Origin of the sequence: Streptomyces sp. NPDC017448, from assembly GCF_044330565.1 — a bacterium.
Lineage (GTDB): Bacteria > Actinomycetota > Actinomycetes > Streptomycetales > Streptomycetaceae > Streptomyces.
This window is the reverse complement of sequence record NZ_JBIRLM010000004.1, coordinates 141,872-162,204: the sequence shown is the minus strand read 5'-3', so window position 1 is coordinate 162,204 and position 20,333 is coordinate 141,872. Positions and strand designations below refer to the sequence as shown.

Annotated in this window: 18 protein-coding genes and 1 riboswitch; of the genes, 5 read left to right on the top strand and 13 right to left on the bottom strand. The window is 71.9% G+C overall.

Annotation, left to right across the window (positions count from 1 at the left end; translation table 11 throughout):
* Nucleotides 1-93 precede the first annotated feature (93 nt).
* On the top strand, nucleotides 94-1,890 hold the full coding sequence (locus tag ACH4K1_RS09720) for an AMP-dependent synthetase/ligase (RefSeq protein WP_398088129.1): 1,797 nt from the start codon (nucleotides 94-96) through the stop codon (nucleotides 1,888-1,890).
* A gap of 75 nt (nucleotides 1,891-1,965) precedes the next feature.
* Here the strand turns inward: ACH4K1_RS09720 and ACH4K1_RS09715 are convergent, their stop codons facing one another.
* The gene (locus tag ACH4K1_RS09715) at nucleotides 1,966-3,108 is read right to left on the bottom strand and encodes a glycosyltransferase family 4 protein (protein WP_398088127.1); all 1,143 of its coding nucleotides are present in this window, start codon (nucleotides 3,106-3,108) and stop codon (nucleotides 1,966-1,968) included.
* 103 nt (nucleotides 3,109-3,211) lie between these two features.
* On the opposite strand from ACH4K1_RS09715, the gene ACH4K1_RS09710 reads away from it, so the two are divergent.
* The gene (locus ACH4K1_RS09710; RefSeq protein ID WP_398088125.1) at nucleotides 3,212-4,456 is read left to right on the top strand and encodes a glycosyltransferase 87 family protein; all 1,245 of its coding nucleotides are present in this window, start codon (nucleotides 3,212-3,214) and stop codon (nucleotides 4,454-4,456) included.
* Here the strand turns inward: ACH4K1_RS09710 and ACH4K1_RS09705 are convergent.
* The 5 genes from ACH4K1_RS09705 to ACH4K1_RS09685 form a co-directional block, all read right to left on the bottom strand.
* Nucleotides 4,432-5,688, bottom strand: coding sequence for a hypothetical protein (locus ACH4K1_RS09705; protein ID WP_398088123.1), 1,257 nt, complete (start codon nucleotides 5,686-5,688; stop codon nucleotides 4,432-4,434). The two genes, ACH4K1_RS09710 and ACH4K1_RS09705, sit on opposite strands and share 25 nt — an antisense overlap.
* A 15-nt stretch (nucleotides 5,689-5,703) precedes the next feature.
* A complete protein-coding gene (locus ACH4K1_RS09700; protein ID WP_398088121.1) occupies nucleotides 5,704-6,732 on the bottom strand; it encodes an NlpC/P60 family protein in 1,029 nt (342 codons plus the stop codon).
* Between the two features lie 266 nt (nucleotides 6,733-6,998).
* On the bottom strand, nucleotides 6,999-8,024 hold the full coding sequence (locus tag ACH4K1_RS09695) for an NlpC/P60 family protein (RefSeq protein WP_398088119.1): 1,026 nt from the start codon (nucleotides 8,022-8,024) through the stop codon (nucleotides 6,999-7,001).
* 293 nt (nucleotides 8,025-8,317) lie between these two features.
* Nucleotides 8,318-9,679 carry an NYN domain-containing protein gene (locus ACH4K1_RS09690; RefSeq protein WP_398088117.1) on the bottom strand — a complete coding sequence of 454 codons (1,362 nt, stop codon included), beginning with the start codon at nucleotides 9,677-9,679 and terminating at the stop codon, nucleotides 8,318-8,320.
* Nucleotides 9,680-9,714: 35 nt separating this feature from the next.
* A complete protein-coding gene (locus ACH4K1_RS09685; protein ID WP_030121791.1) occupies nucleotides 9,715-9,957 on the bottom strand; it encodes a hypothetical protein in 243 nt (80 codons plus the stop codon).
* A 193-nt stretch (nucleotides 9,958-10,150) separates the two neighbouring features.
* On the opposite strand from ACH4K1_RS09685, the gene ACH4K1_RS09680 reads away from it, so the two are divergent.
* Both ACH4K1_RS09680 and ACH4K1_RS09675 read left to right on the top strand, forming a co-directional pair.
* Nucleotides 10,151-10,900: a rhomboid family intramembrane serine protease gene (locus ACH4K1_RS09680; RefSeq protein ID WP_398088115.1), complete on the top strand. Its 750-nt coding sequence runs from the start codon at nucleotides 10,151-10,153 to the stop codon at nucleotides 10,898-10,900.
* Nucleotides 10,897-11,178 carry an Lrp/AsnC family transcriptional regulator gene (locus ACH4K1_RS09675; protein ID WP_003969641.1) on the top strand — a complete coding sequence of 94 codons (282 nt, stop codon included), beginning with the start codon at nucleotides 10,897-10,899 and terminating at the stop codon, nucleotides 11,176-11,178. Before ACH4K1_RS09680 ends, ACH4K1_RS09675 begins: the two co-directional genes overlap by 4 nt.
* 78 nt (nucleotides 11,179-11,256) lie before the next feature.
* On the opposite strand, the gene ACH4K1_RS09670 is transcribed toward ACH4K1_RS09675, so the two are convergent.
* The 6 genes from ACH4K1_RS09670 to ACH4K1_RS09645 all read right to left on the bottom strand — a co-directional run bounded on the left by ACH4K1_RS09670 (nucleotide 11,257) and on the right by ACH4K1_RS09645 (nucleotide 18,391).
* Nucleotides 11,257-12,636, bottom strand: a complete 1,380-nt coding sequence (locus tag ACH4K1_RS09670) for an aminotransferase class V-fold PLP-dependent enzyme (RefSeq protein ID WP_398088113.1) — start codon at nucleotides 12,634-12,636, stop codon at nucleotides 11,257-11,259.
* 177 nt (nucleotides 12,637-12,813) lie between these two features.
* Nucleotides 12,814-12,931: riboswitch (SAM riboswitch) on the bottom strand.
* Between the two features lie 91 nt (nucleotides 12,932-13,022).
* Nucleotides 13,023-14,087, bottom strand: a complete 1,065-nt coding sequence (gene trpD / locus ACH4K1_RS09665; RefSeq protein WP_398088111.1) for an anthranilate phosphoribosyltransferase — start codon at nucleotides 14,085-14,087, stop codon at nucleotides 13,023-13,025.
* Nucleotides 14,088-14,210: 123 nt separating this feature from the next.
* Nucleotides 14,211-15,860, bottom strand: a complete 1,650-nt coding sequence (locus ACH4K1_RS09660) for a cytochrome bc complex cytochrome b subunit (RefSeq protein ID WP_398088109.1) — start codon at nucleotides 15,858-15,860, stop codon at nucleotides 14,211-14,213.
* A complete protein-coding gene (locus ACH4K1_RS09655) occupies nucleotides 15,857-16,909 on the bottom strand; it encodes a Rieske 2Fe-2S domain-containing protein (RefSeq protein WP_398088108.1) in 1,053 nt (350 codons plus the stop codon). Before ACH4K1_RS09655 ends, ACH4K1_RS09660 begins: the two co-directional genes overlap by 4 nt.
* Nucleotides 16,906-17,715 carry a c-type cytochrome gene (locus ACH4K1_RS09650; protein ID WP_398088106.1) on the bottom strand — a complete coding sequence of 270 codons (810 nt, stop codon included), beginning with the start codon at nucleotides 17,713-17,715 and terminating at the stop codon, nucleotides 16,906-16,908. Before ACH4K1_RS09650 ends, ACH4K1_RS09655 begins: the two co-directional genes overlap by 4 nt.
* A 55-nt stretch (nucleotides 17,716-17,770) precedes the next feature.
* Nucleotides 17,771-18,391 (bottom strand): heme-copper oxidase subunit III, encoded by a 621-nt coding sequence (locus tag ACH4K1_RS09645; protein ID WP_073769395.1) that lies wholly within the window; start codon nucleotides 18,389-18,391, stop codon nucleotides 17,771-17,773.
* Nucleotides 18,392-18,590: 199 nt separating this feature from the next.
* On the opposite strand from ACH4K1_RS09645, the gene ACH4K1_RS09640 reads away from it, so the two are divergent.
* On the top strand, nucleotides 18,591-18,992 hold the full coding sequence (locus tag ACH4K1_RS09640; protein ID WP_398088104.1) for a hypothetical protein: 402 nt from the start codon (nucleotides 18,591-18,593) through the stop codon (nucleotides 18,990-18,992).
* Between the two features lie 52 nt (nucleotides 18,993-19,044).
* On the opposite strand, the gene ACH4K1_RS09635 is transcribed toward ACH4K1_RS09640, so the two are convergent.
* On the bottom strand, nucleotides 19,045-20,298 hold the full coding sequence (locus ACH4K1_RS09635; RefSeq protein WP_398088102.1) for an Ig-like domain-containing protein: 1,254 nt from the start codon (nucleotides 20,296-20,298) through the stop codon (nucleotides 19,045-19,047).
* Nucleotides 20,299-20,333 lie beyond the last annotated feature (35 nt).

The following is a 20,333-nucleotide window of genomic DNA, read 5'->3' as shown; positions in this document are numbered from 1 at the left end:
CGTGCTCACCCCCCTGAGCACCCGCCGTTCTCGGACCGCAGCCGGTGCGTCACACAGAGCCGTGGCACCGGAGCCCGATGAGGAGCAGCAGTCTTGCGCGAGTTCAGCCTTCCGGCCCTGTACGAGGTCCCGACGGACGGCAACCTGACGGATCTCATCCGCCGCAATGCCGCTCAGCATCCCGATGTCGCGGTCATGAGCCGCAAGGTCGCCGGCGTCTGGACGGACGTCAGCGCCACCCGGTTCCTGGCCGAGGTGAGAGCCGCCGCCAAAGGGCTGATCGCCTCGGGCGTGCAGCCCGGCGACCGGGTCGCCCTGATGTCGCGCACCCGTTTCGAGTGGGTGCTGCTGGACTTCGCGATCTGGAGCGCGGGCGCGGTGACCGTGCCGGTGTACGAGACCAGCTCCGCCGAGCAGGTGCAGTGGATCCTCGGCGACTCCGGGGCGGTGGCGGTGTTCGTGGAGAGCGACGCGCACGCCGCCGCGGTGGCCTCCGTACGGGAGGCGCTGCCGGATCTCGCGCATGTGTGGCAGATCGACGACGGCGCGGTGGAGGCGCTGGGCAGGGCGGGGGCCGAGGTCTCCGAGGAGACCAGCGACCTGCGGATGCGCAGCGCCAAGGCGGACGATCCGGCGACGATCGTCTACACCTCGGGCACCACGGGCCGCCCCAAGGGCTGTGTCCTCACCCACCGCAGCTTCTTCGCGGAGTGCGGCAACGTGGTGGAGCGGCTGAAGCCCCTCTTCCGCACGGGCGAGTGCTCGGTGCTGCTGTTCCTGCCCGCCGCGCACGTCTTCGGCCGGCTGGTCGAGGTGGCGTCGGTGATGGCGCCGATCAAGCTCGGCTGCGTCCCCGACATCAAGAACCTCACCGACGAGCTGGCCGCCTTCCGGCCGACGCTGGTGCTGGGGGTGCCGCGGGTCTTCGAGAAGGTCTACAACGCGGCCCGCGCCAAGGCGCAGGCGGACGGCAAGGGCAAGATCTTCGACCGGGCCGCCGACACGGCGATCGCCTACAGCCGGGCGCTGAGCACCCCGCAGGGCCCGGCCCTGGGGCTGAGGCTCAAGCACAAGCTCTTCGACAAGCTGGTCTTCGGCAAGCTGCGCGCCGTCCTCGGCGGGCGCGGCGAGTACGCGATCTCCGGCGGCGCCCCGCTGGGCGAGCGGCTCGGCCACTTCTACCGGGGCATCGGCTTCACCGTCCTGGAGGGCTACGGCCTGACCGAGTCGTGCGCGGCCACCGCGTTCAACCCGTGGGACCGGCCGAAGATCGGCACGGTCGGCCAGCCGCTGCCCGGTTCGGTGGTGCGGATCGCGGACGACGGCGAGGTCCTGCTCCACGGCGAGCACCTGTTCACCGGGTACTGGAACAACGAGGCGGCCTCCGCCGAGGCGCTGGCCGACGGGTGGTTCCACACCGGGGACATCGGCACGCTCGACGAGGACGGCTACCTCGCGATCACCGGCCGCAAGAAGGAGATCATCGTGACGGCGGGCGGCAAGAACGTCGCCCCTGCGGTGATCGAGGACCGCATCCGGGCGCACGCCCTGGTCGCGGAGTGCATGGTGGTCGGCGACGGCCGCCCGTTCGTCGGCGCGCTGGTCACGCTAGACGAGGAGTTCCTCGGCCGCTGGGCCGAGGAGCACGGCAAACCGGCCGGCTCGACGGCCCTGTCGCTGCGCGAGGACGCGGAGCTGCTGGCCGAGGTGCAGCGCGCGGTGGACGACGGGAACGCGGCGGTCTCCAAGGCCGAGTCGGTGCGCAAGTTCCGTATCCTGCCGACCCAGTTCACCGAGGAGGCGGGCCACATAACGCCGTCGCTGAAGCTGAAGCGGAACGTCGTGGCGAAGGACTTCGCGGACGAGGTGGAGTCGATCTACCGCGGCTGAGCGGCCTCCCGTCTACGTACGCCGAAGGGGCCCGCACCTGACGACCGGGTGCGGGCCCCTTCGGCGTGCGTACCGTCAGAGCAGGGCGGTGAGCTTCTCCGCCAGCAGGTCCCAGCGCCACTTCTCCTCGACCCAGGCCCGGCCGCGCTCCCCCATCCGCTGCCGCAGCTCCGGGTCGCCGAGCAGTGTGACGATCCGGTCGGCGGCCTCCTCGGCGCTGCCGCCGCGCACCACCCACCCCGTCTCGCCGTCGAGCACCGCGTCCGGGGCGCCGCCCGAGTCGCCGGCCACCACGGGCAGCCCGGTCGCGGACGCCTCCAGGTAGACGATGCCGAGCCCCTCCACGTCGAGGCCGCCGCGCCGGGTCCGGCAGGGCATCGCGAAGACGTCCCCGGCCCCGTAGTGGGCGGGCAGCTCCGCCCAGGGCACCGGCCCGGTGAAGCGGACCGCGTCCTGCACGCCGGTCTCCACCGCGAGCCGCTTCAGCTGCCCGGCGTACGGCCCGCCGCCGACGATCAGGAGCACCGCGTCCGGGACCTGCGCGAGGATCGCGGGCATGGCCAGGATCAGCGTGTCCTGGCCCTTGCGCGGCACCAGCCGGGAGACGCAGACGACGACCGGGCGGTCCGAGAGGCCGAGGCGGGCCCGGACCCGGTCACCGCCGGAATCCGGATGGAAGGTCTTCTCGTCGACGCCGGGCGGCAGTTGGACCATCCGGCCGGCCGCGTCCGGAGTGAGGGCGGCGGCGATCCGGGAGCGGGTGTACTCCCCCAGATAGGTGATCGTGTCCGTGCCCTCCCCGATCCTGCGCAGCAGGCGCCGGGAGGCGGGCAGCTGCGCCCAGCCCGCCTCGTGCCCGTGGGTGGTGGCCACCAGGCGGCGGGCGCCCGCGCGGCGCAGCGCCGGGGCCATCAGGCCGAGCGGGGCCGCCGCGCCGAACCAGACGGAGGTGCAGCCGTGTTCGCGCAGCAGGGCGGCGGCCCGGCGGGTGACGCGCGGGGTCGGCAGCAGCATCGTCGTGCGGTCGCGGACCACGGTGAACGGCTGCTCGGCGTCGAAGGCGGCGGTGGCCGCCGCGCCCTCCTCGCCGCGTTTCCAGGTGGAGGCGTAGACGACGACGCGGTCGGGGTCCAGGCGCAGCGCCATGTTGTGCAGGAACGCCTGGATGCCGCCGGGGCGGGGCGGGAAGTCGTTGGTCACGATCAAGGTCTTGTCCATCGCCGCCGACAGTACCGAACGGCCGCGCTTCACCGCTCCCGCGGTCTCCCGGCGGCATCATGAGCGGCCGGGGGACCGGATACGGGCGACGACAGGTGCGGCGATGACGGGACGACCACCCACCGGCGCGGGACCGTGGCCGTACGCGGTCTGGGCGCTGACCCGGGCCTGGCTGCTGGCCTGCGTGTTCAAGGTGGTCACGGTGGCCGGCCCGGACGTCACGGTGGACGTCTCGGTGATCTACCGGGGCTGGTACGGGACCCTGCTGAGCGGCACGTACCCCCTGGACGACGTCACCTGGCAGTACCCGCCCGGCGCGGCCCTGGCGATCCTCTCCCCCGCCCTGCTGCCGTTCTGGGAGTACGCGACCGCGTTCTTCGTGGTGGTGCTGGTCTGCGACGCGCTGGTGCTGGGCCTGCTGCTGTACGCGGGGCGGCGGCCGGGCAGGCGGGCGGCGGGCGCCTGGGTGTGGGTGGCGGGGGTGCCGCTGCTGGGGCCCACGGTCTACGCCCGCTACGACCTGCTGGTGACGGCGGTCGCGGTGGCGGCGCTCCTGGCCGGGGTGGGCAGGCCCCGGGCGCTGGGGGCGCTGGCGGCGTTCGGGGCGCTGCTGAAGGGGTGGCCGGCGCTGCTGCTGGCCGGAGTGCGCAAAGGGCGGCCGACGCGGGCGGCCTGGACGTCGGCGGCGCTGGGCGCGGCGGGGCTCTCGGCGGCGTTCGCGCTGTGGATGCCGGGGGCGTTCGCGTTCCTCGCCTTCCAGCGGGAGCGGGGCACCGAGGTCGAGTCGCTGGGGGCGCTGGTCTTCCACGTGGCGCGGCACTTCGGCTGGGAGGGGCGGGTGGAACTGCGGTACGGCTCGATGGAGTTCCTCGGCCCGCACGTGGAGCTGGTGTCGACGCTGGCGCTGGGGCTCGCGGCCCTGGCGCTGGGCTGGCTGCTGCTGTGGCGGTGGCGGGCGCGGGTCTTCGCGGTGCACACCCCGGCCGAGGCGGCGTTCACGGCGGTGCTGCTGTTCACGGTCACCAGCCGGGTCATCAGCCCGCAGTACGTGGTGTGGCTGGTCGGACTCGCCGCGGTGTGCCTGGTGTTCCGGGGGGCGGCGATGACGCTTCCGGCCGTCCTGGTGGTGGTGTCGGCGGGGGTGACGCTGCTGGAGTTCCCGCTCGGCTTCGGCCATGTGGTGGCGAGCGACGCGTGGGGCGTGGCGCTCCTCGTCGTACGCAACGGGCTGCTGGTGGCGGCCTCGCTGGTCGCGGGGCGGCGGCTGTGGCGCTCGACGGTGCCGGGGAGGCCGCGTACCGGGGCGTCCGCGGCGCCCGGGGGTCAGCCGAGCCGGGCGGCGAGGTAGTCGCGCCAGTCGGCGGTGAACTGTTCGAGGGTGGTGGCGAGCACCGACGTCAGCCCCTGCTCCACCGCTCCCTCGCGGCCCTCGTGCGCGCCGACGGTCTCGTAGAAGGCGATCAGCTTCTCCTTGCCCCACCGCTCCGCGATCAGCTCGCAGGCCAGCCAGCCGCCCTCGTAGGCCCCGGCCAGCTTCGCCGGATCGCCGTCGAAGCCGAAGTCCCGGTCGGCGGGGAGCGCGGCGGGGGTCCGGCCGTCGCGGACGGCCTCGGCCAGCTCGGGGGCGATCGTGTCGGCGGTCCGGTCCTCGTGGCGGTAGGCGGCCCAGTCCGCGAAGCCCTCGGAGAGCCAGACGGGGGTGGCCGTCGAGGTGCTGGTCCGGGTGGCGACATGGGTCGTCTCATGGGTCAGGACGATCCGCTGCCCGAAGCTGCCGAGGGTGGCGTACGCCTGCGGGTTGACGATCACCCGGTCCGCGATGGCGGGGCGCCGGCCGGTGCCGCCGACCTCGCCGGTGGTGACGGCGGCGATGCCCCGGTAGGCGGTCTCCGGCGAGCCCAGCAGCTCCGCCATGGCCTCCACGGACTCGGGGACCAGGACCACCACCCGGCGGGCCCAGGGGCGCGGCCAGGCGTCCGAGACGGCGGGGACGGCGAGGTCCACGGTGTCGGCGATCTGCCGCAGCTCCTCACCGCTCCGGCCGACGCCCAGGACGATGCTGCGGGCCCCCTCGACGACCTCCACGTCCCCCTGCTGCCACAGCTGCCCGGAGGCTCCCTCGGCGGGCCGGTCGGCGGTGATGTACCAGCGGTCGCCGTCGCGCGTCAGCTCCAGGACGCGGCGGGTGGCCACCGGGGCGGTGTCGTAGCCGGCGATCCGGTAGCGCAGCTCCACCTCGGCGGCGGCCCGCTGCCCGTCCTGCCGGGTGATGCCCTTGACCTCGTACGTCCAGGACTTCAGGGGGACGTCGGAGAGCCGGTCCAGCTCGGTGCGCTGGGCGGCCCGCAGCCCGGCGGCCTCCGGGGCGAGGGCGGCGAGGTAGCCGGCCCGGTCGTGGGCGAGGACGGCGGCGGCCCGGCGCTCCAGGGTGGCGTCGAGGGCCCCCGTGGTGAGAGAGGCGTCCCGGCCGTCGGGGGAGCTGCAGGCGGACGCGGCCAGGAGCGCGGCCAGCAGCGGGCCCGCCGCGCGCCGCCGCCTCCGGGCGTCTCCCCCGCGTGCGTCACGTCCTCGTACGGCCACCCGCCGATCGTACGGTCAGATCCGGGTGACCGAGGAGACGGGCATCATGCCGACCGGGTCGTAGCGGACCGCGGCGCCCGGATAGGGGGCGTGGACGACCTGGCCGTTGCCGACGTACATGCCGATGTGGCTGGCGTCGGCCCGGTAGGCGACCAGGTCGCCGGGTTGCGCCTGGGAGAGCGGCACCATGCGGCCGGCGTAGCGCTGGGCCTGGGAGGTGCGGGGCAGGCTCACCCCGGCCTGGGCGTAGGCCCACTGCATCAGACCGGAGCAGTCGAACCCGGAGGGGCCGTTGGCGCCCCAGACGTAGGGTCTGCCGAGCGCCTGGTGGACGGCGGCGACGGCGGACATCGCACGGCCGGAGGCGGGGCCGAGGCCGGCGGGGTCGGGCAGCCCCTCACGTCCGGAGCGCGAGGCCCGGTCGAAGGAGGCGCGTTCCTCGGGCGGCAGCGAGTCGAGCAGCCGGCGGGCCTCGCGGAGCTTGGCCTCCACGGCGCGCTTGTGGCGGGCGACGGCGGCCCGGTTGCGCTCCAGGCCGGCCAGGGCGCGGGTGGCCTCCGCCCGGGTCTGCGCCATCGTGCGCTGGGCGCGCCGCAGCTTGTCCAGGGTGATCGCCTGGCGGGCCCCGGCCCGGTCGAGGGCGGCGGCCCGCTCCAGATAGCTGTCCGGGTCGCCGGAGAGCAGCAGCACCAGGGAGGGGTCGAGGGAGCCGGTGCGGTACTGGGCGCCCGCCATCGCGCCGAGCTGGTCGCGCATCCGGTTGACGCGTTCCTGGCCCCGGACCGTGGCGTCCAGGGCGCGGTCCGCCTCACCGCGCAGCCGCTCCACGCGCTCCCCGGCCGCGTTGAACCGCTCGGTGGCCCGCTCGGCCTCCTCGTAGAGGCGGTCGACGGCGGCCTTCGCGCTCTGCCGGGTCTCCTTCGGGTCGGCGTCGGCCGGCGCCGCGGTCAGCGTCGCCGCCGCGGTGGCGGCGGCCGCCGAGATGACCGTGGTCCGGACGCCTCTCGTGAAGCCGGACTGTGTGCAACGGCGATGGGACACCACAGGTAGCCGCACTCCCTTCCGCTGACGCGGTGGTGCGCAGCCCCTGCCGCCCGGGCGGGCGGACGGAGTCCGGGAGCTGCGCAGCAGCCAGACAGTAATCGGCCGGTCACGCGGCGGCCAAGGACCGCGCCGGGGGCGGAAGGACGGCCTCACACGGCCGCCCCGCCGGTGACCTCGGTCTCCGGCGGGGCGGGGGTGTCAGTGCGGCGCTCGGGGATTCCCTCGTTCGGGCGTGCCGTCACGGGTTTCCCGGGTGCGCTCCGGTGTCAGATGCGGACGCCGAACTGGAAGGTGCCCATGTAGTCCATCGACTCGTAGCGGACGAAGGCGCCCGGCTTCGGGGCGTGCAGGATCTGGTTGTTGCCGGCGTAGAAGCCGACGTGCGCCAGGTTGTTGAAGAACACCAGGTCGCCGGGGCGGAGCTGGCTGCGGCCGATCTTCGTGCCGTCGTTGTGCTGGGTGAACGTGGTCCGGCTGATGTGGACGTTCACCTGGGCGAAGGCCCACTGGGTCAGCCCGGAGCAGTCGTAGGAGTTGGGGCCGGTGGCCCCGGAGACGTACGCCTTGCCGATCTGGGTGGCGGCGGCGGCCAGGGCGGCGGCGCCGCGGTTGGAGGCGGGGGCCTCGTTGCCGAGCGCGACCCGCTCGCCGGCGTCGCGGCTGGCGCGCTGCTCCTCCTGCTTCATCTTGTTCTGCTCGGCCACGGTGAGCGTGTTGAGGAGCTGCCGGGCGTCGGCCAGCTTGCCCTGGTACTTCTTCTTGTTCTCGCCGAGCGCCTTGCGGACGTCGGCGAGGTCGCCGAGCTTGTCCTGCGCTTCCTGGCGCTGCTGGGCGAGGGTGCGCTGCTTGGCCTGGATCTTCTGCAGCGACTCCGTCTGCTTGACCGTCAACTGGTCGAGCGCGGAGGCCTGGTCGAGGAAGCTGTCCGGGTCCGAGGCGAGGAAGAGGGCCACGGAGGGGTCGATGCCGCCGGAGCGGTACTGCGCGGTGGCGATCGAACCGAGTTCGGTGCGCAGCGTGTTCAGCTCGGCCTGGCCGCGGGCGACCTTGTCCTGGAGCGCGTCGACTTCCTTCTTCAGGTTGTCCTGCTGCTCCTTGGCGCCGTTGTACTTCTCGGTGGCGGCCTCGGCCTCGTGGTAGAGCTTGTCGACCTTCGCCTTGACCTCGCTCTTGCTGGGCTTCGGGTCGGCGTGGGCGGCCTGGGAGGACAGGGCCACGGCCGCGGCGGCAGTCGCGGTGAGCACGGTCACGCGGGTGCGGCTCGGCTGCTTGGGACGACGGTGGGACGCCACGGAGGCGAGCTCCTTCTTCCTCTGAGCCGCCTACCGGGCTTGTGGGGGAAAGAATCCCCGGCTCCGTGCACATGACGGACTCGGCGGTTCCTTCGCCGCCACCCCCGATGGGTGGTCAACCGTGCGAAGGTTCGAGGCCTGACCCTAGTGACCATCTTGTGATCAGTTCAAATCCTCACAGCATTTTTCTCGTCACACGCGGCACTTCTTTACTCTCACCCCACCGCGTGTAGTGGCGACTTGACGGTACGTTCCCAGAAAACCGGCATGTCACACATGCCACCCAAATAACTTCAGACGCGCGAAAGGCGCTTGAGGAGCAGGACGGACGCGACCGGCCGCGCCCCGGCCTTCGCCACGCCGTCCGCCACCTCCCGGTCGGTGGAGACGACCACCACGGGCCGCCCCGGCGGTTCGGCACGGGCGAGTTGACGGATCACCTCGTCCGCCGTGACGCCGGGCTTGCTGAACAGCACCCGCACGCCGCGCGGCGGGGCGAGCAGTACCGGGGCGGCCAGTTCGGCCCCGTCGAAGACACAGGTCATCTCGGCGCCGGTCTGCGCGGCGAGCACCGAGAGCCCGCCCAGCAGCCGCAACCGCTGCTTCTCCAGCGGCATCTGGGGATAGCCGGTCTTGGTGACGTTGTAGCCGTCCACGATGAGGTGGGCCTGCGGCAGCGCCAGCAGTTGGTCCAGCAGGGCCGGGTCGGTCTCCGAAAGGGCTCTGGCGGCGATGTCCTTGGGCGACATCCGGCCCGGCTCCAGCGCGTCCACGGTGTCGGCCGGGTGGGTCGTCGCCGGGGGCAGCGCCAACTCCCGCCGCAGCCCCGACGCCGCCTCCAGCACGGTGTCCAGGAGCAGCCGCAGCCGCATGTCCTCCACCGAGCGGCCCTCGCGAGCGGCCCGGCGGCTCGCCTCCAGCGCCGCCTCGGCCTCCCCCAACCGCCCCTTGAGCCGCCGCGCCTCGCTCTCCACGGCGGAGAGCTGGGCGGCCGACTCGGTCCGCACGGCGTCGGTCTCGGCGACGCTGCGGCGCAGGGCGGCCTCACCGCGCTTGACCTCGCTCTGGGCGCTGCGCAGCTTGCGGTGCAGGGACTCGGCCTCCTTGCGGGCCGCCTCCAGCTCGGTGCGCAGCCGTTCGGTCTCGGCGCGGGTGTGGGCGCGGGCCCGCTCCAACTCCTGGCGCAGGTGCTCCAGCTCGCGCCGGGTCTCCTCGTCCGCCCGTTCCGCGTCGGCGCGCTGGACCTCCTCGCCGGCGGCCTCGACCAGCTTGACCCAGCCGGCCGGGCGCAGCACGTAGGCGGCCGCCGCCACGTCGAGGGGGTCGGCGGCGGCGGGCGGCGAACCCGCTTCCAGAGAGGCGGCCAGCTCGGGCTGGGACTGGCCGAGCCGCTCCCCGATCCGCTGCCGGAAGGCGGCGTCGCCCTCCAGCGCGGCAGCCATCGCGTTCCCCGCGAACTTCGCCCGCCGGGTCGGGGTGAACCGGGAGTACTGGCGCAGCTGGGCGGGCAGTTCGGAGACGGTCAGGGCGCCGAAGGCCTCCGCGACCAGCGCGATCACCCGCCGCCGCACTCCTTCGGGCAGCGGACGGCCGAGCGCCTCCGCACCGCCGCCGGCCTCATCGGCCGGCCCGGCGCCGCTGGTCGGCTGATCCACCGTCCGTCACCCCATATACGTGAAGGGCCCGCTCCTCAGGAAGCGGCGCCCGGCTTGTCCACCAGTTCGATCTGATCCACCGCGTTGCACCAACGGCAGCGGACCGACTCGATGGTCTCACTGACCACCTCCCGCTCCTCGACACTCGGCTCACCGGCCAGGTCGAGGTGCACGTACTCCACGACCTTGGAGGAACGGGTCACGTCGAAGCGCGTGAGATTGCCGCACAGGGTGCAGCGCCAGCGGGTCCCGTCGGTCGGCAGGGGAACCGTCGTCATCGTTGCGTCCTCTTTCGTCGTCTCCAGGAGTCCGCGCCGGGCGCGCCGCCGCGTCTCCACCTGTCTACGTCAAGGATCTCGCGGTGCGCCGTCGAACTGCGGAAGTCCTGGCGCAACCCTACGGCCTCGCGTACGGGCCCCGGCACGGCGAGGCGCACCCACACGGTCCGCACGGGTAGGCCATGCTCGGCACATGATCGAGTGGCGGCAGGCCGGGCGGCGGACCACGGCCGGGCGGATCCGGGAGGCGGTGACGTCGGGCGGCGCCCCGGTCGCCCACGGGCTGATCGGCGTCTGCGGGGTGGTCTTCCTGATCAGCCCGCTCTCCGGGTTCGGCGGCGCCGCCCGCGGGGGTGAGGACGCGCTGCTCGCCGCGCAGGCCGCGTACTTCGAGCGGTGGGGGGTGATCCCCGCCGAGCTGTGGGAGGGGTCGGCGCACGCGCTGATCACGCCGTTCACCGCGCTGTTCGTGCACGGCAGCTGGCTGCACCTGCTGGGGAACCTGCTGTTCCTGTACGTGTTCGGCGCGATGACCGAGGAGCGCATGGGCAGGGTGCGGTTCGCCCTGTTCTACGTGGGCTGCGGCTATGCGGCGCTGGTCTGCTACGCGGCGGCGCACGCCGACTCCGAGCAGACGCTGGTCGGGGCGTCGGGGGCGATCTCCGCGGTGCTCGGCGCGTTCCTGTACCTCTTCCCCAGGGCCCGGGTGACCAGCCTGTTCCCGTTCCTCTTCTTCCTGCCGCTGCGCTTCCCCGCCTGGATCGTGCTGGTCTTCTGGTTCGCCCTCCAGTGGGCGGCGGCGCAGAGCGCGGGCAGCGGGCCGGGGGTGGCGTACCTGGCGCATGTGGCGGGGTTCGCGGTCGGGTTCCTGTACGCCTGGGGGCTCCATGGGCGGAGGGCTAGAGTGAAGGTTCCAGCCACCGAGGGAGACAGCCAGCCGTGATCACCGCGATCGTGCTCATCAAGACCAGCGTGGACCGGATTCCGGAGATCGCCGAGGCCATCGCCGCGCTGGACAGCGTCAGCGAGGTCTTCTCCGTCACCGGCACCTACGACCTGATCGCCATGGTCCGCGTCGCCCGGCACGACGACCTCGCCGACGTCATCCCCGGCCGGATCAGCAAGATCCCGGGCGTCGAGGGCACCGACACCCATGTGGCCTTCCGTACCTACTCCCAGCACGACCTGGAGGCCGCCTTCGCCATCGGCCTCGACGCGTAGGCGCCCGACGCCGGCCTCTCGGCCGGGGACGGGCCGCGCGCCCGTCCCCGGCCGAGGCGTTCTCGTACGGCCCCCTCCTCAGAGCTGTGCGGCCTCGCCGCGGTCCGGGACGCAGCGGCCGTCCTCGGTGCGGTAGTTCCAGCGGGCGCCGTCGCGGACCAGCTCGGAGACCGCGCGCAGGAAGCGGTCGATGTGCTCGTCGGGCGTACCGGCCCCGAAGCTGACCCGGATCGCGTTCAGCGACCTCTCGCCCGGCTCGGCCTCGGGCGCGCCGCACTCCCCCGGGTCCTGCGGGTCGCTGCCGAGCAGGGTGCGCACCAGCGGGTGGGCGCAGAAGAGGCCGTCGCGGACGCCGATGCCGTACTCCGCGGAGAGGGCGGCGGCGAAGTGCGAGCTGTTCCAGCCGCGCACCACGAAGGAGATGACGCCGACCCGCGGCGCGTCGTCGCCGAACAGCGAGAGCACCCGCACCTCGGGCACTTCGGCCAGCCCCTGACGGACCCGGGCCACCAGCTCCTGCTCCCGGGCGACCAGGTGGTCGAAGCCCGCCTCGGTCAGGGCCTTGCAGGCGGAGGCGATGGCGTGGACGCCGATGACGTTGGGCGAACCGGCCTCGTGGCGGGCGGCGGTGGTGTGCCAGTCGACGTCCACGCCGCCGTCGGCGCGGCGGGCGACCTTGCGGGACGCGCCGCCGCCGGCGAGGTAGGGCTCGGCCGCCTGGAGCCAGTCGGCGCGGCCGGCCAGGACGCCCGAGCCGAAGGGCGCGTAGAGCTTGTGGCCGGAGAACGCGACCCAGTCGGCGTCCAGTTCGGCGATGTCCACGGGGTGGTGCGGGGCCAGCTGGGCGGCGTCCAGGACGATGCGGGCGCCGTGCGCGTGGGCGGCGGCGGCCAGTTCCTTCACCGGCCACAGCTCGCCGGTCACGTTGGACGCGCCGGTGACGCAGACGAGGGCGGGGCCGTAGGGGTCGCGGTCGGCGAGGGCGCGCTCCAGGGTCTCGACGGCCTGGGCCGGGGTGCGGGGCGCGTTGAGGTAGGTGACCCGGGCGTCGCGCCAGGGCAGCAGGGAGGCGTGGTGCTCGGTCTCGTACACGAAGACCTGGCAGTCGGCGGGGAGGGCGGCGGCCAGCAGGTTGAGGGAGTCGGTGGTGGAGCGCGTGAAGACCACCTGGTCGTCCGCGCGGCAGCCGAGGAACTCCGCGACCGTGCGGCGGCTGCCCTCGAAGAGGTCGGTGGAGAGCTGCGAGAGGTAGCCGGCGCCGCGGTGGACGCTGCCGTAGTACGGGGCGTACGCGGCGACGTCGTCCCAGACCCGCTGGAGGGCCGGCGCGCTGGCGGCGTAGTCGAGCGCGGCGTAGGCGACCTCACCGCCGGTGACGAGCGGAACAGTGACGTCTCGCCCCAGAACGGGCAGCGGGGCACAAACCGACGGGTCGAGGGCAGCGGTGGGGACAGACATGGCGAACTCCCGTAACAGGCAGGCGAAATCCCCGCGCCGGCGGTACGCGGCAGCGCAAGGAGGGGAAAGGAAAAGGGTGCGCGGAAGAAGGGCGACGAGCCCTAGCGCATTCGCTTGCTCACAGAAGGCTCCCTAGGGACCAGGACCCCGGGGGCTGGCATCCGCTGGATGCCGAGGGGCCCGCGCTTGCCGCAGACCTCGCTGCCTACGGCCTGGTCTTCACCCGGGGCACCCCGCCACGGACGGAGGGTTGCCGGACAGCGGGCCGGGGCCGTAGTCGCTGTCACTCATGACCTGCGCAGCATCTTGCCATACCTGCGCACAGGCGCAAGGCGCGGTCCGGATACCGGACCGCGCCCCGTGCGCCGGAGGCCCTCCCGGCGGTGTCAGGCGTTGCTGGCCGCCACCCAGCGCTCCAGGGCCCGCTTGGCCGCGCCGGAGTCGATGGAGTGGGCGGCCACCGCGATCTTGGCCGCGAGCTGTTCGACCAGCGTCCCGGCGCCCGGGTCCAGGGCGACCAGGGCCGCCGCCGAGTTGAGCAGGACCGCCTCCCTCACCGCGCCGCCCTCGCCGTCCAGCAGGCGGCGGGCCACGTCGGCGTTGTACGAGGCGTCCGCACCGCGCAGCGCCTCGACGGGGACGATCGGCAGCCCGACGTCCCGCGGGTCGAACGCCTCTTCGCGGACGGCGCCGTCCCGCACCACCCAGACCCGGGAGGTGGCGGTGGTGGTCAGCTCGTCGAGGCCGTCGTCGCCGCGGAAGACCAGGGCGGAGTTGCCCCGCTCGGCCAGGACGCCCGCGACGATGGGCGCCATCCGGGCGTCGGCCACGCCGACCGCCTGGGCGCGGACCTGGGCCGGGTTGGTGAGGGGGCCCAGGATGTTGAACGTGGTCTGCGCGCCGAGCTCCTTGCGGGCCTTGGCGGCGTACCGCAGGGCGGGGTGGAACTTCACGGCGAAGCAGAAGGTGATGCCCGCCTCTTCGGCGACCTCGACGACCCGCCGCGGGGTCAGCTCCAGGTTGACGCCGAGCTTCTCCAGCACGTCGGAGGAGCCGCTGGCGGAGGAGGCGGCCCGGTTGCCGTGCTTGACGACCCTGGCGCCGGTGCCGGCGATGACGATCGCGGACATGGTCGAGATGTTGACCGTCCTGGCGAGGTCGCCGCCGGTGCCGACGATGTCGACCGTGCGGCCCGGCACCTCGATGGTGTTGGCGTGGGCGTACATCGCGCGGACCAGTCCGGTGACCTCCTCGACGGTCTCGCCCTTGGCCCGCAGCGCCACGGCGAATCCGGCGATCTGCGCGTCGGTGGCCTCGCCGCTCATGATGCGGTCCATGGCCCAGGCGGTCTCCTCGGAGCTGAGGTCCTCGCCGCGCAGGAGCGGGTTCAGAAGGCCGGGCCAGGAGGGGGCCGCCACGCCGTCGCCGCCGCTCGGGGTCACCACGTTCATGGTCCGCTCCAGGGTCCACAGCCGGTCAGAGGAATCGGCTCCACCCTATCCAGCGCCGGGGACCGCGAAGAGCCCCGTCCATCGAATGGACGGGGCTCTCACGGTGGCGATCAGTTCAGGTGATCAGTGGTGGCCGTGGCCCTCGCTGATCTCCTTGTACTCCTCGGGGGTCGCCTTGGGGATCTGGTTCCCCTCGCCGTAGTACCCCTTGCTGAGCTTGGCGCGCAGCTTCTGCACCGGGGAGATCTTGCGCTTGACGCCGTTCTCGTCGACCGCCGGGCCGAGGTCGAGCGGCCGGTACTGCTCGTGCGCCGTGAGCGTGTGCAGCTGCGCGGGGCTGAGCGGCTCGTGGACCTCGACGAACTCACCGTGCGGCAGGCGCTTGATGATGCCGGACTCGCGTCCGTGCAGCACCTTCTCCCGGTCGCGGCGCTGGAGGCCGAGGCAGATCCGCTTGGTGACGATGAACACGATGACCGGTCCGAGGAAGAAGAAGATCCGGACGAACCAGGTGATGGCGTTGATCGACAGGTGGAAGTGCGTGGCCCACAGGTCGTTGCCGCCGCCGATGAGGCCGACGAAGTACGCCGTGATCCATGCGGCGCCGAACGCGGTGCGCGTCGGGGCGTTGCGCGGGCGGTCCAGGATGTGGTGCTCGCGCTTGTCGCCGGTGACCCAGGACTCGATGAACGGGTAGAGCGCGATGACGCCGAGCACCAGGCCGAAGGCGACCAGCGGGATGAACACGCCCAGGACGAGCGTGTGGCCCCACAGGTTGATCTCCCAGCCCGGCATCACACGGACCAGCCCCTCGGCGAAGCCCATGTACCAGTCGGGCTGGGCGCCGGTGGAGACCTGGTCGACCCGGTAGGGGCCGATGGCCCAGATCGGGTTGATCGTGGCGATCGCCGAGATGGCGGCGATGATGCCGAAGACGAGGAAGAAGAACCCTCCGGCCTTCGCCATGTACACGGGCAGCAGCGGCATGCCGACGACGTTCTTGTTGGTCCGGCCGGGGCCCGCGAACTGCGTGTGCTTGTGGTAGAAGACCAGGATCAGGTGGGCCACCAGCAGGCCCAGCATGATGCCCGGCAGCAGCAGGATGTGGATCGAGTAGAACCGGGCCACGAAGTCGTGGCCGGGGAACTCGCCGCCGAACAGGAACATCGAGATGTACGTGCCGACGATCGGCACGGACAGGATCGCGCCCTGGGTGAAGCGGACACCCGTACCGGAGAGCAGGTCGTCCGGGAGGGAGTAGCCGGTGAACCCGGTGAACATGCCGAGCACGAACAGCAGGAAGCCGAACAGCCAGTTGATCTCGCGCGGCTTGCGGAAGGCGCCCGTGAAGAAGACGCGCATCATGTGCACGAACATGGCGGCCAGGAAGATCAGCGCGGCCCAGTGGTGGATCTGCCGCACGAGCAGACCGCCGCGGACCTCGAAGCTGATCTTCAGCGTCGAGGCGTACGCCTCGGACATCCGGATGCCCTGCATGGGCTCGTACGGACCGTGGTAGACGATCTCGCCCATGCTCGGCTGGAAGAACAGCGTCAGGTACACACCCGTGAGGATGATGATGATGAAGCTGTAGAGCGCGACCTCACCGAGCATGAAGGACCAGTGGTCCGGGAAGATCTTGCGCATGTTGGCCTTGGCCAGGCCGTAGATGCCCAGCCGGCCGTCAGCCCAGTCGGCGACCCGCTCGCCCGCCGGGGCCTTGCGCCCGCTCGCCGGTTCGGCGGCGGAGGGGTTTGTCGTCGCAGTACTCATCCGCGCTCCCAGAAGGCAGCACCGACGGGCTCGTCGAAGTCGCCGAGCGCCTCGAGGTTGCCCTCGCTGTTGACTCCGATCCGCAGCTGCGGAAGGGGGTGGCCGGCGGGACCGAAGATGACGCGAGCGCCGTCGGAAAGGTCGAAGGTGGACTGGTGGCACGGGCAGAGCACGTGGTGCGTCTGCTGCTCGTACAGGCTGATCGGGCAGCCGACGTGGGTGCAGACCTTGGAGAACGCGACGATGCCCTCGTGGGCCCAGTCCCGCTGGCGCTTGTCCTTGATGTCGTCCGGCTCGATGCGGACGAGCATCAGGGCGGCCTTGCCCATCTGCGTCTGGAAGTCGTGCGCCTCCGGGTCGAGCCCCTCGGGCATGGCGAAGGTCAGCGACCCGACGGTGATGTGCTCGGGGCGCAGCGGCTTCATCGTGTTCATGTTGATGAGCTGCTTGCCCTCCGCCCAGAGGGTCTTGCGGAGCTTCTTCTCCGGCAGCGGACCGAGGTCGCGCAGCAGGACCACACCGGAGAGCGGCACCAGGGCCAGCGCGCCGAACATGGTGTTGCGGATCAGCTTGCGACGGCCGATCGCGGACTCCGCGGCGCCGGCCGCGAAGTCTGCCATGACCTGGGCCTTGACCTCGGGCGTCGCCTCGATCGGGTGACGGTCGTCCGCGACCTCGACGTCGGACATGAGGGTGCGCGCCCAGTGGACGGCCCCCGCGCCGATGAAGAAGAGCGCCGCGCCCAGGGTGAGACCCAGGGAGAAGTTGAGCGCACTCACATGGCCGAACGGCCAGATGTAGACGATCTTGTCCACCGGGAAGATGACGTAGGAGGCGATGAAGCCCACCGTCGCCAGCATCGAAAGGGTGAACATGAACGCGACGACGCGCTCGGAGCGGTTCGCGGCGCGTTCGTCGAGGTCCTGGATGCGCGGCTGGTGGGCCGGCAGCCCGGGGTCGGCGAACGGGTCGTCCGCACGCTCCACCGCGCCGTGCGCGGTCTCCTGCGCAACGGGCAGGTTGTCTTCTGGAATCTGTTGGCTACTCATGACTTCTTGGCCTTAGCGGTGTGGGCCGCGACCCAAACGGCGACTGCGACGAGCGCACCGAGTCCGAAGATCCAGGCGAACAGGCCCTCGCTGACCGGGCCGAGACCGCCGAGGGCCAGACCGCCGGGGCTCTCCGTCTCATCACCGTTCACGGTCTCGATGTACGCGATGATGTCCTTCTTCTCCTGCTCCGGCATCGTCGTGTCGGGGAAGGAGGGCATGCTCTGCGGGCCGGTCTGCATGGCCTCGTAGATGTGCTTCGGGCTCACGCCTTCGAGGTCGGGTGCGTACTTGCCCTCGGTCAGGGCTCCGCCCTTACCGGTGAAGTTGTGGCACTGGGCGCAGTTGGTGCGGAACAGTTCGCCGCCGTTGGCGACGTCCGCGCCCGCCGGGTCGACCTGCTTGTCGGTCGGCGTGATCGGACCGGCGCCGAGCGACGCGACGTACGCCGCGAGCTGGTCGATCTCCGCCTGACTGTAGATGACCTTCTTCTTCGGTACCTGGGCGCCCGGCTGCTGCGCGGGCATACGGCCCGTACCGACCTGGAAGTCCACGGCGGCGGAGCCCACGCCCACGAGGGACGGCCCGTCGGTGGTGCCCTGACCGCCGGTTCCGTGGCAGCTGGCGCAGCCTACGGTGTAGAGCTTCTTGCCCTCTTCGATGGCGAGGGACTGGGCGGTTTCATCGGCCTGCGCCTTGCCCGCAGGCGCAAACGCGGCGTACAGCCCCCCGGTAGCCGCCAGCGCGAGGAGTAGTACGACGACCGCCGCCAGCGGATGGCGTCGTCGTGCGGAGAGCTTTTTCACGGATTACCCCGGTGTCAGGATCTTCTGCGTCGATGGTGGGCGGGTGCGAGCCCGGTTACTTGATCATGTAGATCGTTGCGAACAGGCCGATCCATACGACATCGACGAAGTGCCAGTAGTAGGACACGACGATGGCGGCGGTGGCCTGGTCGTGGGTGAACCTCTTGGCCGCGTACGTTCTGCCGAGGACCAGCAGGAAGGCGATGAGACCGCCTGTCACGTGCAGACCGTGGAAGCCGGTGGTCAGGTAGAACACCGAGCCGTAGGGGTCGGACGAGAGGGAGAGCCCCGCGTCCTTGACCAGCTCGGTGTACTCCAGGACCTGGCCGCCGATGAAGATCGCACCCATCACGAACGTGATGATGAACCAGGTGCGGAGCTTCTTCACATCGCCCCGCTCGGCGGCGAAGACGCCGAGCTGGCAGGTGAGTGAGGAGAGCACCAGGATGGTGGTGTTCGTCGCCGAGAACGGGAAGTTCAGATGGCCGGACATCTCCTTCCAGTAATCGGGTCCCATCACCGATCGCAGGGTGAAGTACATCGCGAAGAGGGCCGCGAAGAACATCAGCTCGGAACTCAACCAGATGATGGTTCCGACGCTGGTGAGGTTCGGCCGATTGACCGACGGGTGCGCGTGCCCGGTTTCTACTGTCGTTGCTGTCGCCACGACCGACATTATGTCGGTCGCTTATCCCGCCCTCACCCCGGGGGGTGCCGTTCGGTGTGTCCGCGCCGTCCGCAGGGGTCGCGCCCTGCGCCGAACGGCCCATCGCGAGGTCGTCATTACCGGTGCTGACGGCCGGTCGGGCGGAGTACGATCCGCGCATCGGTCCATGGACCGAGAGCCCCGACGACGTCGATGTCACGGAGGAACAATGCAGGCGACCGCCACGGTCCTGGTCTACAGCGACGACGCCAACATCCGGGAGCAGGTGCGGCTGGCAGCCGGTCGCCGGCCCGCCGCGGACGTGCCACCGGTGGAGTTCCTGGAGTGCGCGACGCTCCCGGCCGTCCTCGCGGCGCTGGACGGCGGCGGCGTCGACGTCTGCGTGCTGGACGGCGAGACGGCTCCCATCGGCGGCATGGGCGTCTGCCGCCAGATCAAGGACGAGATCTTCCGCTGCCCGCCCGTGCTCCTGCTGATCGGCCGCCCGCAGGACGCGTGGCTGGCCACCTGGAGCCGCGCGGAGGCCGCCGTGACGCTGCCGGTGGAGCCGGTGGAGTTCGCCGACGCGCTGGCCGGCCTGCTGCGGCAGCGGCTCTCCGTAGGGGCCTGAGAGGCCCCCGGGGCCCGGTGGGCGGGCACCCGGCGGCCTCCCGGCCCGGGTCTCAGACGTGGGGGCGCAGCCGGGCGGCCTGGAGGGTCTGCGGGCTGTCCGGCGCCCCCTCGTGGAGGGCGCTGCCCCGCTGCCACTCCTCCCAGGAGAGGTTCCAGTCGCCGAACCCGTTGCCGAACGGGTCCATGTCCTCGCCCTCGCTGCCGACGACCTTGACGATGTCGCCCTCGCGCACGGTGTCGAAGAACCACTCGGCGTTGCTCGTGCTCATGCCGGTGCAGCCGTGGCTGACGTTGGCGCTGCCCTGGGAGCCGACGGACCACGGGGCGGCGTGCACGTACTCCCCGCTCCAGGTCACCCGGGTGGCCCAGTAAACCGGCAGGTCGTACGACTCCGAGGAGCCGGCCGCGATGCCGATGCTCTCCCCGCGCATCCGGACGAACTGCTCCTTGGCGAGCACCACCTTGACCCCGTTGCGGGTGGAGAACCCGGGCTTGCCGGTGGTGACCGGAATGGTGTTGATCACTTCTCCGTTGCGGAGCACCGTCATGGAGTGGTCCGAGGCGTCGGTGACGGCCTCGATCCGGTCGCCGGTGGCGAGCTTGAGGGGCTTGGCCTCGGCTCCGTAGAGCGCGTTGGTCACCTTGATGCCCGCCAGGTTGGAGCGCACCTCGATGGAGGCGTTGGCCGGCCAGTACTCCTTCGGGCGGTAGTGCAGCTTCTTGTCGTCCACCCAGTGCCAGGAGCCGGTGACCGCCGGGGTGGAGCGGACCTTCAGGGCGCGCTCGACGGTGGCCCTGGCCGCCTTGTCGGTGATCGGAGCGCTGAGTTCCGCCGTGATGGGCTGTCCGACGCCGTAGGTGCCCGCCTCAGGGCCGAAGGCGACCTTCAGCAGCTTCTTGGGCGATGAGGTGTCGAAGGAGAGCGTACGGACGCCTGGAGCGCCGTCGGCGTTCTCCATGGCGACCCTGACGGTGTATCCGGTGCCGGCCGCGAGCGGGGCGGTGGAACGCCAGCGCCTGCCGTCGGCGGAGAGCTCTCCCGCGAGGTGGCGGCCCCCGGTGTCCACGGCGCTGACGTCGGTGATGCGCCCCTCCTCGCCCTCGACGGTGACTTCCAAGGGCTTGTCGGGGTCGGCCTTCTCCTTGGCGGAGGGGCCGTTGAAGGAGACCTGGTCGCTCGCGTCGAAGGGCTTCTTCGAGAGCGGGGGGCCCTCGGAAGATCCACAGGCGGTCGCGCCCGCGGCGAGGGTCACGACCAGCAGGGTGCAGCTCACTACGGTGCGGAGGCGCGGCGTGTGGTTCATGCCGTCCACGCTAGGAAGATTCATCCGTTCCAGCG